At 39.5% G+C, this 15,342-nt stretch carries 17 protein-coding genes; 13 read left to right on the top strand and 4 right to left on the bottom strand.

All coding sequences use genetic code 11. The features are described from left to right. The first annotated feature begins 123 nt into the window (after nt 1–123). From nusB to IL356_RS17010, 4 genes are all read left to right on the top strand, one after another. On the top strand, nt 124–1,071 hold the full coding sequence (nusB, locus tag IL356_RS17025) for a transcription antitermination factor NusB (protein WP_121849774.1): 948 nt from the start codon (nt 124–126) through the stop codon (nt 1,069–1,071). A gap of 136 nt (nt 1,072–1,207) precedes the next feature. Next, nucleotides 1,208–1,681, top strand: a complete 474-nt coding sequence (locus tag IL356_RS17020) for a DUF1573 domain-containing protein (protein WP_121849773.1) — start codon at nt 1,208–1,210, stop codon at nt 1,679–1,681. A 20-nt stretch (nt 1,682–1,701) separates the two neighbouring features. Continuing rightward, the gene (gene yajC / locus IL356_RS17015) at nt 1,702–1,989 is read left to right on the top strand and encodes a preprotein translocase subunit YajC (protein ID WP_121849772.1); all 288 of its coding nucleotides are present in this window, start codon (nt 1,702–1,704) and stop codon (nt 1,987–1,989) included. Between the two features lie 109 nt (nt 1,990–2,098). Continuing rightward, a complete protein-coding gene (locus IL356_RS17010) occupies nt 2,099–3,448 on the top strand; it encodes a Gfo/Idh/MocA family protein (RefSeq protein WP_121850765.1) in 1,350 nt (449 codons plus the stop codon). Nucleotides 3,449–3,505: 57 nt separating this feature from the next. Here IL356_RS17010 and IL356_RS17005 read toward each other — a convergent pair whose 3' ends face one another. Together IL356_RS17005 and pepT are read right to left on the bottom strand one after the other, a co-directional pair. Further along, the gene (locus tag IL356_RS17005; protein ID WP_121849771.1) at nt 3,506–4,105 is read right to left on the bottom strand and encodes a YdeI/OmpD-associated family protein; all 600 of its coding nucleotides are present in this window, start codon (nt 4,103–4,105) and stop codon (nt 3,506–3,508) included. 16 nt (nt 4,106–4,121) lie between these two features. Further along, entirely contained in the window at nt 4,122–5,354 is a 1,233-nt protein-coding gene (gene pepT / locus IL356_RS17000) for a peptidase T (protein WP_121849770.1), read from the bottom strand. Between the two features lie 140 nt (nt 5,355–5,494). Between pepT and IL356_RS16995 the strand changes: the two genes are divergently transcribed. The 3 genes from IL356_RS16995 to IL356_RS16985 all read left to right on the top strand — a co-directional run bounded on the left by IL356_RS16995 (nt 5,495) and on the right by IL356_RS16985 (nt 10,072). Then, nucleotides 5,495–8,350: a TonB-dependent receptor gene (locus tag IL356_RS16995; RefSeq protein WP_121849769.1), complete on the top strand. Its 2,856-nt coding sequence runs from the start codon at nt 5,495–5,497 to the stop codon at nt 8,348–8,350. Between the two features lie 220 nt (nt 8,351–8,570). Beyond that, complete coding sequence (locus IL356_RS16990) at nt 8,571–8,912, top strand: hypothetical protein (protein ID WP_192466570.1); 342 nt, start codon at nt 8,571–8,573, stop codon at nt 8,910–8,912. 116 nt (nt 8,913–9,028) lie between these two features. Further along, on the top strand, nt 9,029–10,072 hold the full coding sequence (locus tag IL356_RS16985; RefSeq protein WP_121849767.1) for a quinone-dependent dihydroorotate dehydrogenase: 1,044 nt from the start codon (nt 9,029–9,031) through the stop codon (nt 10,070–10,072). A 40-nt stretch (nt 10,073–10,112) separates the two neighbouring features. Here the strand turns inward: IL356_RS16985 and IL356_RS16980 are convergent, their stop codons facing one another. Next, nucleotides 10,113–10,529 carry a Dabb family protein gene (locus IL356_RS16980; protein WP_121849766.1) on the bottom strand — a complete coding sequence of 139 codons (417 nt, stop codon included), beginning with the start codon at nt 10,527–10,529 and terminating at the stop codon, nt 10,113–10,115. A 72-nt stretch (nt 10,530–10,601) separates the two neighbouring features. On the opposite strand from IL356_RS16980, the gene IL356_RS16975 reads away from it, so the two are divergent. Then, nucleotides 10,602–11,228, top strand: coding sequence for a LysE family translocator (locus IL356_RS16975; RefSeq protein WP_121849765.1), 627 nt, complete (start codon nt 10,602–10,604; stop codon nt 11,226–11,228). Between the two features lie 27 nt (nt 11,229–11,255). Continuing rightward, complete coding sequence (locus tag IL356_RS16970) at nt 11,256–12,122, top strand: hydroxymethylglutaryl-CoA lyase (RefSeq protein WP_121849764.1); 867 nt, start codon at nt 11,256–11,258, stop codon at nt 12,120–12,122. Nucleotides 12,123–12,124: 2 nt separating this feature from the next. Here the strand turns inward: IL356_RS16970 and IL356_RS16965 are convergent, their stop codons facing one another. After that, a complete protein-coding gene (locus IL356_RS16965) occupies nt 12,125–12,490 on the bottom strand; it encodes a hypothetical protein (protein WP_225621538.1) in 366 nt (121 codons plus the stop codon). 188 nt (nt 12,491–12,678) lie between these two features. Here IL356_RS16965 and IL356_RS16960 point away from each other — a divergent pair, with 188 nt between their 5' ends. The 4 genes from IL356_RS16960 (at nt 12,679) to IL356_RS16945 (ending at nt 15,326) form a co-directional block, all read left to right on the top strand. Then, a complete protein-coding gene (locus IL356_RS16960) occupies nt 12,679–13,017 on the top strand; it encodes a hypothetical protein (RefSeq protein WP_121849762.1) in 339 nt (112 codons plus the stop codon). Nucleotides 13,018–13,155: 138 nt separating this feature from the next. Next, complete coding sequence (locus tag IL356_RS16955; protein ID WP_225621537.1) at nt 13,156–14,316, top strand: PepSY-associated TM helix domain-containing protein; 1,161 nt, start codon at nt 13,156–13,158, stop codon at nt 14,314–14,316. A 129-nt stretch (nt 14,317–14,445) separates the two neighbouring features. Beyond that, entirely contained in the window at nt 14,446–14,694 is a 249-nt protein-coding gene (locus IL356_RS16950; protein WP_121849761.1) for a hypothetical protein, read from the top strand. A gap of 125 nt (nt 14,695–14,819) precedes the next feature. Next, on the top strand, nt 14,820–15,326 hold the full coding sequence (locus tag IL356_RS16945) for a hypothetical protein (protein ID WP_121849760.1): 507 nt from the start codon (nt 14,820–14,822) through the stop codon (nt 15,324–15,326). Nucleotides 15,327–15,342: the final 16 nt, after the last annotated feature.

The following is a 15,342-nucleotide window of genomic DNA, read 5'->3' as shown; positions in this document are numbered from 1 at the left end:
ATAAAAAATACCTGCCGTACTTTTCAATTTTTTAATCGAATTTTTAAATGTTACCACTGGTTTTATTGCTATTTTTGTGCCCGTGAAAGCCAAAACCAACACTACAACAAAAAGTTCTTTAACATGCTAACACGTAGGCACATCAGGGTAAAGGTAATGCAATGCATTTATGCCCTGACACAGTCAAAAGATGACTCTTTGGAAAAACAGGAAAAGTTTCTTCGATATAGTATCGATAGCATGTATACTCTTTATCTGTTGATTTTAAGTTTGATGATAGAATTGCACCAGCGTGCCTCAGAACAACTCCAACTCTCTTCAAAGAAATACTTGGCAACTTCCGATGATAAATATCCTGATCAAGAGAAGTTGATCAACAATAGGCTTTTATTGCAGATTGTTAAGAATGAAGCGCTGAAATCAGAGCTTAAGAAGCGAAAGCTTAATAATTGGTATCTGAACGATGAGTATGTACGCATACTCTATAAAGATATGGTTGAGAGCGATGCCTACGTTGAATACATGAAATCGACCGAAAGCAGTTATGCCGAAGACAAAGAGTTCGTTACGACCTTGTTCAAAGACATTGTTGCGCCCAACGAAAAGATTTATGATTATTTTGAGGATGACAAACTCACCTGGGTCGATGATTTTCCGATTGTAAATACATTCATTTTAAAGCTTTTGAAAAAGGTCAAAGAGACGCATCCGCAGAGTTTCTTTTTGCCTAAGCTTTTAAAGGATGATGACGATATGCAGTTTGCAAAGAAACTGTTGACCAAGACTTTGCTTCATGATGCTCAATGGACCAAGGAAATTGAAGGTAAGACCCCTAATTGGGATAAAGACCGTATAGCTGATATTGATGGCATTCTACTAAAAATGGCTATTTGCGAACTATTGAGTTTTCCATCTATTCCTGAAAAAGTGACCATTAATGAAGCCCTCGAGATTGCCAAAGAATACTCTACTCCGAAGAGTAGTATTTTTATCAATGGAATTTTGGATAAGTTGGTAAAAGAGTACAAGTCAACAGGCAAGCTCAATAAAATAGGACGTGGTTTAATGTAAATTATGCTGTTTATGAAATGGCGAATTTGAAGTGTTTTAAACCCTTTTTCTGTCATTCATTGGATTTCTTAACGGTTCTGCCCTCTATCTTATATAATTAATTCATTAATTTTGCTGTTAAAATAAAATTATAACCATGAAAAAAGCACTTTTGACTTTAAGTGTGTTTTCCATATTGGCGTTTGTATCATGTAAGGAAAATGCATCGAGTAAGGTAAATTCGGACAATGTTGCCGAAGCGGCCCAACGTGATGAGGCCGGTAAGCAGGTTCCTGTCATGTCTTTTGAGAAAGAAGAACATGATTTCGGTACCATCGAGCAGGGTACGCCCCAAGAAACCATCTTTAAGTTTACTAACACAGGTAATGCGCCTTTAATCATCACAAGTGCTACCAGTTCTTGTGGTTGTACCGTACCGGATCCACCAAAAGAACCAATCGCTCCAGGTGATACAGGAGAGCTTTTGGTAAAATTCAACGGGTCTGGCCAGAATCAGGTTACAAAAACCATTACGGTTAATGCCAATACTGAAAAAGGTTCTGAATTGTTACGTATTAAGGCATTTGTTAATCCTAAAGATGCCGCGCCTGTCGGGCCAACATCGAAATAAATTAAGATAAAATAAAGACTATGGGCGATTTAGGCCAATTTCTTCCGATGATCTTGATTTTTGTGGTGGCATATTTTTTTATGATCCGTCCACAGATCAAACGTCAAAAAGATGAGAAGAAATTTACCGCTGAATTAAAGCGAGGTGATAGGGTAGTAACCAAAAGTGGGCTGCACGGAAAGATTATGGAGTTGAACGATAAAGATTTTTCATGCATTCTTGAAACAATGGCAGGAAAACTGAAATTTGATCGTTCGGCCATTTCTATGGAAATGAGTAAGAAGCTCAACGCACCCGAAAAGAAATAAAAATTTCTACCGATATAAAAAGGCGTCACTATTTTTAGTGACGCCTTTTTTTTGCGCTCTATTTACTTCATAAATCCTTATCTTGAACATTCAACTTAAATACAAAATGATGTACGGTAATCGAAGAAAATTTTTGAAAACAGGATCACTGGCTTTGGCCGGCTCAGGGGCTGCTTTTATGTTCCCAATGGAGCTATTGGCATCTATGAGAAAAAGGGTGGGAGCTAATGATCGAATCAATGTTGGTTTAATAGGCTGCAACGGAATGGGCTTTAGTGACCTGAGTTCAATGCTTAAACTCAATGAAATTGATGTTATTGGCCTTTGCGATGTTGACGAAAATGTATTGAAAAAAAGAACAGCTGACCTTGAAAAAGCAGGTATTAAAAAGCCTATTTGGTATAAAGATTATCGTAAACTATTAGAGAATAAAGATATTGATGTAGTAATCATTGGTACTCCCGATCACTGGCATTGCCTTCAGTTGACAGATTCTTTGCAGGCAGGTAAAGACGTTTATTGCGAGAAACCGATTGCCAATTCTGTTCAAGAAGCGAATATAATGCTTGATTATGTTGGGGCCAGTGATCGAATGGTTCAGATCGGGCAATGGCAAAGAAGCCAGCCCCATTTCGTCGACGCTATCGATTTTGTTCATTCGGGCAAGTTGGGAGAGATTCGTTTGGCCAAGGCCTGGGCTTATCAAGGTTGGATGAAACCAGTGCCTGTGGTACCCGATAGTACAGCTCCTGCTGGTGTAGATTATAAGATGTGGTTGGGTCCGGCACCGGAAAGAGCTTTTAACGCCAATCGTTTTCATTTCAATTTTCGTTGGTTTTGGGACTATGCGGGTGGCCTCATGACCGATTGGGGGGTGCATTTGATTGATTATGCCCTCTATGGTATGAAAGCTGGTACGCCCAAGTCGGTAATGGCTTTGGGAGGTAAGTTTGCTTACCCCGATGATGCCTCTGAAACACCCGATACTCTGCAGACGGTTTTCGAATATGATGGCTTTTCACTTCTATGGGAACACGCCACAGGTATAGATGGTGGAAACTATGGGAGAAATCATGGTATTGCTTTTATTGGTAATATGGGAACCTTGGTTGTAGACCGTAACGGTTGGGAGGTTATTCCGGAAGAAGAGTTTCAAGGTTGGGGTAAAGACGGAATACCAAAAATGGAAGCCATTTCAAAGGATAAAGGAAATGCCAGTGGTCTTGACCTTCATACCGCCAATTTCATCGAAGCTGTTAAAAGCAGAGATGCATCAAAACTGAACGCACCTATCAAAGTAGGCTATGATGCCGCTTTGGTGTCGCATATGGGCAATGTGGCCTTTAAAACAGGAAATAGAATTTATTGGGATGAGTCAAAAGCTGAGTTTAAGCAGACCGAAGCGAATCAATATCTAATGGCCAATTACAAAAACGGATGGAAACTGCCTATGGTGTAATATAAATTAGAATCAAAAATTAGAAACCGGTGACATATTCTTATGTCCCCGGTTTTTTTATCGGTAGGCGTCGTTAAGACCTTTTCCTTCCAAAATCATGGGTACGATTTTTTCTAGGCGCGATAACTTTGTGCTTTCCCTTTTGGCAGTTTCTATATATTCGATGTACTCTTTTCGTTTGTAAGGCGACATACTATTGAATTCCGTATTCAGCTCTGGGTGGTCATCCAAACTTTTTTGTAACAAATCAGGAATTTGTAAAGTCTCCGTTTTTGTCTTCTTAGCAGGTTTTAAAACCTTGCCGTCTCTTTGGTTTTTGATGGCCTCATTAATGTAACCGGCCACAGCATTCGAATCAATATCACTTTCTGAATAAAATTTCCAATGGCGCATTGCTTGCGTTTTTCCTTCTTGGGTATTCTCCAGAACGTTCAAAGGGTCGCTCAAAAATACTCCGTTGAAGAACCAAACCCCAAAATGGTTCTTGAACTTACCTACGGCCATGACATTCTTACCATTTAGGGTATAGGTGGGAAAACTCCATTTAAAGGTTTCTTCAAGCTCTGATTTAAGTGCAAGTTCTCGAAGAAGGGCTACGGCCGATTTAAAAGGGTGTTCTTCTTCATAAAACCGTTCAATCTTTTCAGCTTTTTCCATTGCGATTGAAATAAATTTAGTTTCTACCGTGAGTAGCTACAAGTTCGCAAATTTTTACGATTACATCAACCGCCTTTTTCATACTCTCTACAGGTATATATTCATATTTACCATGAAAGTTATGCCCGCCAGCAAAAATATTGGGGCAAGGTAACCCCTTGTAACTCAATTGAGAGCCATCAGTACCTCCCCTAATAGGTTTTATTATAGGGGTTACACCTACGGCTTCCATAGCCAATTGAGCTATCTCTACAATATGAAAAACAGGCTCTACTTTTTCCCTCATATTAAAGTATTGGTCGTTGATTTCGAGATCAATGCAATTGCCGTACATCGAGTTCAATTGAAGAGCGATATCTCTTAAAAGTTGCTTTCTTTTTTCAAAAAGTGTCTGGTCATGGTCCCTTATGATCAATTCAAAGGTGGCCAACTCGATTTCGCCCTTGATATGGTGTACATGAAAAAAACCTTCTCTACCTTCGGTGTTTTGTGGGGTTTCTTCAGGAGGAAGGATACCTAAAAATTCATTGGCAATACTGATGGCATTCACCATTTTATTTTTGGCGTACCCTGGGTGCACACTTTTACCTTTAATCGTAACTTTAGCCTTAGCGGCATTAAAATTCTCGTATTCGAGTTCCCCAATTTGACTACCATCCATGGTGTAGGCCCAGTCCGCACCAAATTTATCGACATCAAACAGATGGGCACCCCTGCCGATTTCTTCATCGGGCGTGAAGCCTATTCTAATTTTACCGTGTTTGATTTCAGGGTGGTTGATAAGATATTCCATCGCGGTAACAATCTCGGTAATTCCCGCTTTATCATCCGCTCCAAGCAATGTAGAGCCGTCTGTTGTAATAAGGGTCTGTCCCTTATATTGTTTTAGGTCTTCAAAATAATCGGGAGAGAGAACGATTTGATCGATAGCATTTAGAACAATGTCTTTTCCATCATAATTCTCGATTATTTGCGGATTAACGTCAGTTCCTGAAAAGTCAGGAGAAGTATCGAAATGCGAAATGAAGCCGATGGTAGGCACTTCTTCATTGATATTACTGGGCAAAGTAGCCATGATATAGGCATTGTCGTCTATGGTCACATCCTCCATACCAATATTCTCAAGTTCTTCTACCAATAAATCGGCGAGATACCATTGTTTTTCGGTGCTTGGAGTTGTTTTAGATTCCGGGTCGCTCTGTGTATCTATTTGCACGTAACCCAAAAAACGATCAATAATTTGTTGCATGTACGATAGTTTAAATAAAACTGAAAAATAGTAGATAGTCTTGCGAATGTGTCATATTTCTTATACTGAAAGGTATAAAATCTGACTAAAATCACATCTTTTTAATTAACTTGCCGTTAACATAACTTAAACACATCTATATGAAACAGCTAAAATTCACATTGTTTTTACTGTGCTTTGTAACATTCGGATTGGTGAATGCGCAAATTACAGGAACCGTCGTAGATGACGACGGAGCACCGTTACCGGGGGCTTCGGTAGTGGTCAAAGGTACAACAACGGGATCAACTACCGACTTCGACGGAATTTTTTCGCTAGATGCCGAGGTGGGCGATACCTTGGTCGTCTCGTATATCGGATTTGAAACTAAAGAGGTCTCTGCCCAACCCAATATGAGCATAACACTGACTTCGGGAGTGTCTTTATCGGAAGTTGTTATTGTCGGTTCTCGTAACCCCAATAGAACAGCTACCGAAAGCACCGTGCCAGTTGACGTTATCGATATGAAAGAACTTAATAACGTGGCACCGCAGGTGAACTTAAACCAGATATTGAACTACGTTGCGCCATCGTTCACTTCTAATACCCAAACTATTTCAGATGGTACCGACCATATTGATCCGGCTTCTTTAAGAGGATTGGGACCTGATCAGGTTTTGGTGCTTATTAATGGAAAGAGGCGTCATACTTCATCGCTTATTAACGTAAACGGAACTTTTGGTAGAGGTAGTGTGGGTACCGATTTAAACGCCATTCCTGCTTCCGCCATACAGCGAATAGAAGTGTTGCGTGATGGTGCTGCGGCCCAGTACGGTTCTGATGCCATTGCCGGGGTAATCAATATTGTTTTAAATAAATCGGTAAATGAGTTGAACACTACAATAACTACAGGAGCCAATTTTTCAAAAAATGCCAACGACCAAACCGGAGGTGTTGACGGGGAGACCACGAATGTAGCGGCCAGTTACGGCCTTGCTTTGGGCGAAAATGGCGGATACCTAAATTTCTCAGGTGATTTTGATGTTCGTGAAGATTATAGCAGAATGAAAGAATGGGAAGGCGGGATATTCAATCAATATAATGTAGTTGAGCGCTTTGCCAATAACGATGGATATGATTTATCAGCATTGCTGGATGATGATGTAACCGATGTTATTCAATATGCCAACCAAGCTGGTATAAATTTGAACGGCGCTACTACCAAAGAAGAATTGAGACCTATTCTTTCTCAAGATGCAACTGAGTCTGAATTGGCAGCTAGAAACCAGCAACGAAGTGATTACAATATGAGGGTAGGGCAATCAGCTTTAAGAGGAGGTCGACTGTTCGCCAATTTCGCCCTGCCGTTAGATGAAAACGGAACAGAGGTATATTCGTTTGCGGGCATTAGCTCAAGAACCGGTAATTCAGCAGGGTTCTATCGCTTACCCAATCAAAGTAGAACGTACACACCCGCTTATATCAATGGTTTTTTACCAGAAATCAATTCTACTATAAAGGATCAATCGCTTTCCGTTGGTATACGAGGAAAGGTAAATGAGTGGAATGTCGATTTAAGCAATACTTACGGCAAAAACTCATTTCTATACACCATTGGCAACACTTTCAATGCATCAATGCAAAATGCATCCCCTACATTTTTTGATGCTGGAGGGTTCTCTTTTGCCCAAAACACTTCGAACCTTGATGTTAACCGCTTCTTTGATGATGTAATGTCTGGTCTTAACGTTGCTTTTGGAGCGGAGTATAGGGTTGAAAACTATGATATCGTAGCTGGTGAAGAGGCTTCTTACGCCCAGTATACGGCTGCTGGCCAAAGAATCACCTTGGCATCGCAGCAGCCATCTGAAGATTTCTTTGGTAGTGCAAGACCAGGTGGATCTCAGGTGTTTCCTGGTTTTAGTCCTACCAATGAATTGTCGAGAGGAAGAAATAGTGTGGCGGGTTATATCGATTTAGAGGCTGATTTCACTGACAAGTTTTTGGCAAGTTTTGCTACGCGCTTTGAAAATTACAGCGATTTTGGCTCAACAATCAACTTTAAGCTTGCTACCCGTTATAAGGTATCTGATAATTTAAATGTTAGAGGTGCTGCCAGTACTGGTTTTAGGGCTCCATCATTGCATCAAATTAATTTCAACTCGACATCGACCATTTTCGACCAAAATGGTAACCCTCAAGAAGTTGGCACGTTTGCGAATGATAGTCGTGCTGCCAATCTTTTAGGTATTCCTGAATTAAAAGAGGAAACTTCTAAAAGTGTGAGTCTAGGACTTACCGCAAAAATACCGGATGCTAATTTGACGGTTACCGTAGACGGTTATTATGTCGAAATCAATGATAGGGTTGTATATACTGGTCAATTCTCAGGTCCTGGAACCGGCACTGAATTAGATAACCTCTTAAGGCAAGCAAACGCTACCGCGGCATCATTCTTTGCCAATGCCATCAATACCGAGTCAAGAGGTCTAGATGTTGTCATTACCCATAATACCGTTTTGGGTGATCAATGGAGATTAAAATCCGATTTGGCAGGAACTTTCTCTCGAACCAACCAAATAGGTGATATCAACGCTTCTGATGTTTTGATAAATGCCGGGTTGGTTGATACTTATTTTCCGGAGGATAGTCGGGTTTATTTAGAGGAAGCGGTACCAAGAACCAAAGTAAATCTGTCCAACAGCCTTACGTCGTCGCGTTGGATCATGTTTTTGAGAAATGTATATTTTGGTGAAGTAACGGAAGCTACTACGGTGGTCGCAAATCAACAGGTGTTCGGCACTAAGTTGGTTACAGACCTTTCTATTGGTTATAAAGCTACCGACGCGCTTACCCTGACTATTGGGGCGAACAATCTGTTTGATATTTATCCGGATATGGCAGAGGCCAGTTTCGGTAACCGAAGCGATGGTCGTTTCGATTGGTCAAGAAGGGCGCAGCAATTTGGCATAGGAGGGCGTTTCTTGTTTGCCCGACTCAACTTTTCTTTAAAATAAAAAACTCCCTAAATATTAAAAAGCCTACCTCTTAGGGTAGGCTTTTTGTTTTCAATAGTTTCAAGATATAATTTTTGATTAATATTGAGGTTATATTCAAAACAAGACTTATTCGAATATGAGCTTTTTTAAATACACTTTTCTTTTGGTTATTTGCTGTATTGGCTACTTCGGCCATTCACAAGATTGTTTTTTAGGTATAGGTGGAAAAGATTCCTTGATGATCAAGAAAATTTTTCAACTCAATGAAGAACAGATTGATGAGATGAAAACACAGCAAGAGATGTTAGCCGCTGAAACAAAGATTATAGAAGGGCAAATTGAACTATTGTTGGCTGAACATCCTCAGAGTAAAGAAGAAGACTTGATTACCATGGGCACTAAATACAAAGAGTTGCAAAGCCAATTGGTGAAGGTGTCGGTAGAAGCTGATAAAAAACTTTTAGAAACCTTCAACGCAAGACAGTACGAGCGCTATCTTCAATTATGCAAAGAGGCTTACAGAAGGCCTATAAACATAACCCCAAAGGAATACGAAGTACCGGAGACTGAAGAGAATTGATTTTTGCAAAGTGAGGCCGTTCTTTCCTTTGTTAATTAAGTGCGAATAAGTTCGTATTCAGATGTAGACATGAAGGTAATTAAGTTCGTATTTTAGCCGAAACCTCTAGGCACTCTATGTACAAATCGTTTATTCGGCCCTTATTATTTAAGATGGACGCCGAAAAGGCCCATCATTTTACTTTTTCACTTGTTCGTTTTTTATCATCCATCGGCTTTACGCCCATTTTTAGAATGCTCTATAATTATGAGGATTCTAGCCTTGAAAAAGAGGTGTTTGGTATTCGATTTAAAAATCCGGTGGGGTTGGCAGCAGGTTTCGATAAAGATGCAAAACTCTACAACGAGTTTTCCAGTTTTGGGTTCGGATTCATCGAAATAGGAACCTTAACACCTAAAGGCCAACCCGGAAACCCAAAAAAGAGGCTTTTCAGACTAAAAAAAGACCAGGCTATTATCAATAGAATGGGGTTTAACAACTCCGGTGTCAATGATGCGGTCGAGCGCCTAAAGGTCAATAAAAACGTAATTATCGGAGGTAACATTGGTAAAAACAAAGTTACCCCGAACGACGAGGCCGTTAATGATTACCTTATCTGTTTTAATGCCTTGTTTGAGCATGTAGACTATTTTGTCGTTAACGTTAGCTCTCCCAACACGCCAGGGCTCAGAGAACTACAGGATAAAGAACCCTTATCCGCTTTGTTAAAAAGATTAAAGCAAGAAAATACTTTAAAGGCAAAAAATCTATCAGTAAAGGAAAAACCCATTTTACTCAAAATAGCCCCAGATTTAACGGATAACCAATTGTTGGATATTATTCAAATTGTAAAGGACACCCAAATTGATGGGGTAATTGCCACTAATACCACGATTAGTCGCGAAAACCTAAAATCAGATAAAAATTTGGTCAAAGAAACAGGTGGCTTAAGTGGTCAACCTTTAACCTCAAGAAGTACGGAAGTCATTCGGTTTTTAGCGGAAAAGAGCAATAAGGCCTTTCCGATTATTGGGGTAGGAGGTATTCATGGCCCTAAAGATGCTTTGGAAAAGCTTGAGGCCGGGGCAGATTTGATACAGCTTTACACCGGCTTTATTTATGAGGGGCCATCTTTGGTAGGTAGTATAAATAAGGCCATTAAATCCCGACTAAAAAATTAGAGGAATTAATGGCCCGTATATGCCTAAAAACGGAAGTTATTTATTCCTTACTCCAGTAATCTAACACCATAACGTCATCTAAATACGGCCCTAAAATACCCCCAAAAGCTTTGTGGTCTGGGTGTGGTAAATAAATGGCGCGGTCTGCCTCACTTTTAAAAGTAAGAAAGAAACAATGGGTGAAACCCTTGTCATGACCTTCAGGACTGTTATTGGTGCCCCATTCGTAAGAAGCAATTTGAGGTATTTTGCTGGGTAATGCGCTAAAAGCTTCCTGAACTTTGTCAATATCGGCTTGCGCTGTTCCCTCTTTGAATTTGAACATAACTACATGACGTAAAACACTGTCTTGCTCCATAGTGAAATTTATATTGTTGTTGTTTAGAGTAGAAGCCTTCATGGCAAATGTGCCATAGCCTATAAATAGAAGTACTAAAGCTAGTTTTGTTGATTTCATAATTAAAAATTTTGGGTAAGATATAAAAAACCGACCAGAACATCTTCAGAATTTAATTGGTAAGTTTATTGCGTGAATTATGAAACGCTATACGCATTTATGGGTGCTACCGCTGCCCTAGCCATTACGCCTGGTCCTGACAACATTTATGTGCTCATGCAGAGCCTAGTGAACGGTAAAAAACATGGTATCGCCACGATGGCCGGTTTAATGACAGGTTGCATTGTTCATACTACTTTATTGGCCTTTGGCGTATCTGCAATCATTAAACAAAGCGATAGCCTTTTTCTGGGGATTAAGGTTTTGGGCGCGATTTACCTTTCGTACTTGGCCTTTCAGGTTTATAAAAGCGATTCTTCGGTAGTATTATCAGGAGATACTGTTCCTCAAAAGGGCATCTGGTATTTGTTTCGACAGGGTTTTATTATGAACGTTTTGAACCCCAAGGTAACCATCTTCTTTTTGGCATTTTTTCCTGCTTTCCTTTTTAGTGATGAAATCAGTAATGTCATACAGTTCTATGTTCTAGGAGGGTTGTTTATTGCAGTCTCATCGCTTGTTTTTGGGGGTATTGCCTTGCTTTCCGGTTCAATCTCGGTATACCTAAAAGACAACACACGGGCAGGTTGGTACTTAAAATGGCTGCAAATCATAGTTTTCTTGGGTATTGCCGTGTATTTATTGATATCGGATAAATAGTGGTAATTTTGAGTAGGCGTTCGGTTTATGGAGAACAAGGTAAAAATTATTGAGTGTCCGCGAGATGCAATGCAGGGTATCAAGACGTTTATACCAACAGATGCCAAGGTAAAATACATACAATCACTTCTCAACTGCGGCTTCGATACCATAGATTTTGGAAGCTTTGTATCACCTAAGGCCATACCGCAAATGGTAGATACGGCTGAAGTATTGGGTAAGCTCGATCTTTCAAAAACGAAAAGCAAGTTACTTTCAATAGTGGCCAATCTTAGGGGTGCACAAGATGCCTGTGAACACCCTGAAATTGATTATTTAGGCTACCCGTTTTCTATTTCTGAAAACTTTCAAATGCGAAATACGCATAAAACAATTGCGGAGTCTATTGTTATTTTGGAGCAGATATTAGAGCACGCGAATAAAAACAATAAGGAAGTAGTCACATATATTTCTATGGGCTTTGGTAACCCCTACGGCGACCCTTGGGATGTTGACATAGTAGGTGAGTGGACTGAGAAATTGGCAGGAATGGGAGTTTCTATACTTTCTCTTTCAGATACTGTGGGCTCTTCGAACCCAGAGTCGATTGAATACCTTTTTTCTAACCTGATTCCCAAATACCCCCATATTGAGTTTGGGGCCCATTTGCATACCACTCCGACCAAATGGCACGAAAAGGTAGATGCAGCGTATGGTGCCGGTTGTCGCAGATTTGATGGTGCAGTTCAGGGTTTTGGTGGCTGCCCCATGGCCAAAGATGAACTTACGGGTAATATGCCCACTGAAAAGGTTCTATCTTATCTAACCGCTGAAAAGGCAGATACCGGTGTTAATTGGATGGTCTTTGAGGCTGCCTTTAATAAAGCAACTGAGTTATTCGGTAAGTATCATTAAAATTACCCATTCACCAAGCGCTCTAGGTATTGGTCAAGGTTGAGGTGAAATAAAGTACCTTCTACCAAATCTTTCATATCGTTAATTTCCTTCTTGTTCATGGCAAAGGTTACATTTTTAATGGGCGAGTCTACGAGCAGGTTTCTACAATTTTCATTTTGAGGGCAATTGCTACAATTCGTGCTTTGTAGGCATTTATTGATATTTTTTGCAAAACTCTTTAGTTCAATGGTAGATAGGTACAACCCTGTATCCCGAAAGACCAGCTGAACCTTCTTCTTGCTTAAACTTTCTTTTGTCCATTTAAAGGCGAGTCCGAATTTGTTATTGTAAATGAGGGTAATATCATCCATAGAGTAAATTTTCATGCTATTGGGTTCTCAAAATTAATGGTTTTATTTAGATTGAATAAAAATAACTAAGTATATTTGTTAGTGGTAATAGAATTTATCGCTCACATTCATGATGCGTTTCAACACCGCATTAAGTTTGAGTTAGTTTGGCCAGCGATCTTTTCTAGGTTAGATCGCTGGCTTTTTTCGTTTAAAGATTTTGTATGGAACTTATATATGGCAATAATTATGGTGCGTTTTATAAGGTATTTGAGGCACCCAATGTGGAGTGTAAGCTTCAATTGATTGTTGATACGGTCGGTATTTATATGTCTGAGAACGATTTATCAAACTTTCTTGCCATCATACAAGATTCAGATAAACCTTGCAATTGCGACAATTGCAACGGGGGAAAATGCAATAAGATATGGTGTACGAACCCTCTTGTTGATATTTGCCTAAAAGTCAATGATGAAATATTGGCTGAAATGGAAGATTTGGTCAAAGGCACTCAGTTTGTCTTGAATATGGATGAGACCTTGAAACAGTACCGGATTAAATAATGTAGTTCGGTTTTTCGATGCGCTATATCTAGAATTTAGAGTTAAAATTAAGCTGCCTATCTATACTTAGGTATATTTGTGCGGTTTTGAGAAGAAATCTTCCTGTAAATATTTAAGAACCTAAATTATTAAAGAGCTTTGGCAAAGGGATTGTTCAAAAAAAGACTGTTGGCACTACATCGAATATTGGGTATTGCCACAGGCTTGGTTGTATTTATTGTAAGTATCACAGGTTGTCTGTGGGTCTTTCGAGATGAGATAGAATCACTTTATGTCGATCATGGCCAAGTACAAGCGGAAAATTCTGAGATGCTTTCGGCAACAAGGGCGAGAGACATTGCAAAGACAGTTTTTCCTGAGAAGCATGTTCACGGTACTTTGTACGGCCAACCCGATGAACCTTTAGAAGTCATTTTTTATGAGCTTGAGCCAGAGTTCTACCAAAGTGTTTTTCTTAACCCTTATTCGGGTGAAATTCTTTATGTAAAAGACCACCTGAGCGGTTTTTTTGCTTTTGTATTAAAGGGGCATGTTCGGTTATGGTTACCGCCGGTTATCGGTGAACATGTAGTTTCCATATCGGTACTGTTATTTATGTTCATTTTGATATCCGGTTTGATACTTTGGTGGCCAAAAAAACGAACCAATTTAAAGCAGCGATTGAAATTTGATTGGAAAGCAAGCACAAGATGGAAGAGAAAGAATTTTGATTTGCATTCAGTAGTCGGTTTTTATGTGTACAGTCTTGGTCTAGTGTTGGCGTTCACGGGTTCGGTGATGGCTTATGACTGGTTTTACTCATCTTATTACAAAGGTATCGGCGGTGAAAAAATCGCAACTTTCTACATCCCCAATAATACGAGCGAGAAAAGCGAAGAGGGGGAAACTATACCAATGAACAATCTGATAGGTAAATTAAAAAAAGAAGATCCTACCGCACTTAGCTATGAGATACATTATCCTTTTGCCGATAGTACCAGTATATACGTAGAAGTTACGCGAAATGAGGGTATCTATTACGAAAATGATTATAGGTATTTTGATCAATATACATTGGAAGAGATTGAGACCGACGGTATTTATGGTAAGTATGCAGATGCCAATGTTTCCGATAAGTTGATTCGAATGAATTATGACATACATGTAGGTGCCATAGGGGGGCTTGCTGGCAAAATCATTGCTTTTCTGGCAAGTTTGGTCGTGGCAAGTCTGCCTGTAACAGGTGTGTTGCTATGGTACGGGCGTAAATTTAAAAAGAATACAAAAGTAGCACGATGGCAGCCAAGTAGGGCTGTCTAGCAAATTGAATTTTTATTAGTTCAATTTTAAATCAATCTAAATTCATATAGCTGTAAATCAGTTATTTAAATTGCTTCTAAAGCGCTGGCTCATTAACTTAGAATAAGTTTAATTTTAAAAAAATGAGTTATGTCTATAAGATTAGGTAATAGTTGTATCAACTGCGATAATTTAGTTGAAGGCAACGTTTGTAAGGTGCACGGTGTTAAGGTAGGCAATAGTTATACTTGTGATAGTTTTGAGATGAAGGCTACCTTAAAGGATAAAGAAAATTGTGTTACCTGTGTAAGATATGAGACTAGTGACTGTGCCAATCCGCAGAAAGCGGCCCCTGGCATGTCATGTGCCCATTGGGCACCACAAAGTGCAAGCGCATAATAGCAAACTTCTAATTATGATAGAAAAGGCCACCTTTGGTGGTCTTTTTTGTTTGTGACTTTTGCAACTTTAATTTGCAGCTCTTTCAAAAGTTTTATTGCTTTAGCATTTTAAAGCGGTAAGCTATGAAGTATAACGGTCTATTATTGACCTTGCCAAAAGAGGTGAAGGTGTTCGTTGGGGTTTTTGTATTGGTTCTTTCCATAGGTTTTTATACTGGTTTGCTATTTATTCAAGAAACTGATTCTAACCATCCTTCAGGTATTCAAGAAAATTACTTGGGCAATGAAGAAGACGAGGAAGCCGAGGTAATGAAGTTTAAGAAAGGAGAAAGGGAAATGCTAACCATCGTTCACACCCATATTCTAAGCATGTCCCTCATATTTTTTCTGCTGGGCGCCTTGGTGTGGTTGATTCAATTGCCCAAGAGATTAAAAATGTTTTTGACCGTTGAGCCCTTTTTTTCAGTAATAGCAACATTCGGAGGTATATATCTCATGTGGTCGGGAATATTATGGATGAAATACATAGTGGTCTTTTCAGGCATTTTAATGACCCTTACCTTTACGGCTTCCGCTATTTTGGTGTTGTGCCAATTGTGTTTTAAGACTGCCATACACACTGCTGAATAACCAATAAAATTCACTA

This window comes from Euzebyella marina, assembly GCF_014855515.1.
Classification (GTDB): domain Bacteria; phylum Bacteroidota; class Bacteroidia; order Flavobacteriales; family Flavobacteriaceae; genus Euzebyella; species Euzebyella marina.
This window is presented reverse-complemented; position numbering and strand designations above follow the sequence as displayed.

What these genes read in the sequence shown, in the direction of transcription:
- IL356_RS16960 (WP_121849762.1), top strand. Translation starts at nt 12,679, where the DNA reads ATGGAACTTATATATGGCAATAATTATGGTGCGTTTTATAAGGTATTT.
- IL356_RS16945 (WP_121849760.1), top strand. Translation starts at nt 14,820, where the DNA reads ATGAAGTATAACGGTCTATTATTGACCTTGCCAAAAGAGGTGAAGGTG.
- IL356_RS16985 (WP_121849767.1), top strand. Translation starts at nt 9,029, where the DNA reads ATGTACAAATCGTTTATTCGGCCCTTATTATTTAAGATGGACGCCGAA.
- IL356_RS17010 (WP_121850765.1), top strand. Translation starts at nt 2,099, where the DNA reads ATGTACGGTAATCGAAGAAAATTTTTGAAAACAGGATCACTGGCTTTG.
- IL356_RS16990 (WP_192466570.1), top strand. Translation starts at nt 8,571, where the DNA reads ATGATCAAGAAAATTTTTCAACTCAATGAAGAACAGATTGATGAGATG.
- IL356_RS16995 (WP_121849769.1), top strand. Translation starts at nt 5,495, where the DNA reads ATGAAACAGCTAAAATTCACATTGTTTTTACTGTGCTTTGTAACATTC.
- pepT (WP_121849770.1), bottom strand. Translation starts at nt 5,354, where the DNA reads ATGCAACAAATTATTGATCGTTTTTTGGGTTACGTGCAAATAGATACA.
- IL356_RS16950 (WP_121849761.1), top strand. Translation starts at nt 14,446, where the DNA reads ATGTCTATAAGATTAGGTAATAGTTGTATCAACTGCGATAATTTAGTT.
- IL356_RS16970 (WP_121849764.1), top strand. Translation starts at nt 11,256, where the DNA reads ATGGAGAACAAGGTAAAAATTATTGAGTGTCCGCGAGATGCAATGCAG.
- IL356_RS17020 (WP_121849773.1), top strand. Translation starts at nt 1,208, where the DNA reads ATGAAAAAAGCACTTTTGACTTTAAGTGTGTTTTCCATATTGGCGTTT.
- nusB (WP_121849774.1), top strand. Translation starts at nt 124, where the DNA reads ATGCTAACACGTAGGCACATCAGGGTAAAGGTAATGCAATGCATTTAT.
- IL356_RS16965 (WP_225621538.1), bottom strand. Translation starts at nt 12,490, where the DNA reads ATGAAAATTTACTCTATGGATGATATTACCCTCATTTACAATAACAAA.
- IL356_RS17005 (WP_121849771.1), bottom strand. Translation starts at nt 4,105, where the DNA reads ATGGAAAAAGCTGAAAAGATTGAACGGTTTTATGAAGAAGAACACCCT.
- yajC (WP_121849772.1), top strand. Translation starts at nt 1,702, where the DNA reads ATGGGCGATTTAGGCCAATTTCTTCCGATGATCTTGATTTTTGTGGTG.
- IL356_RS16980 (WP_121849766.1), bottom strand. Translation starts at nt 10,529, where the DNA reads ATGAAATCAACAAAACTAGCTTTAGTACTTCTATTTATAGGCTATGGC.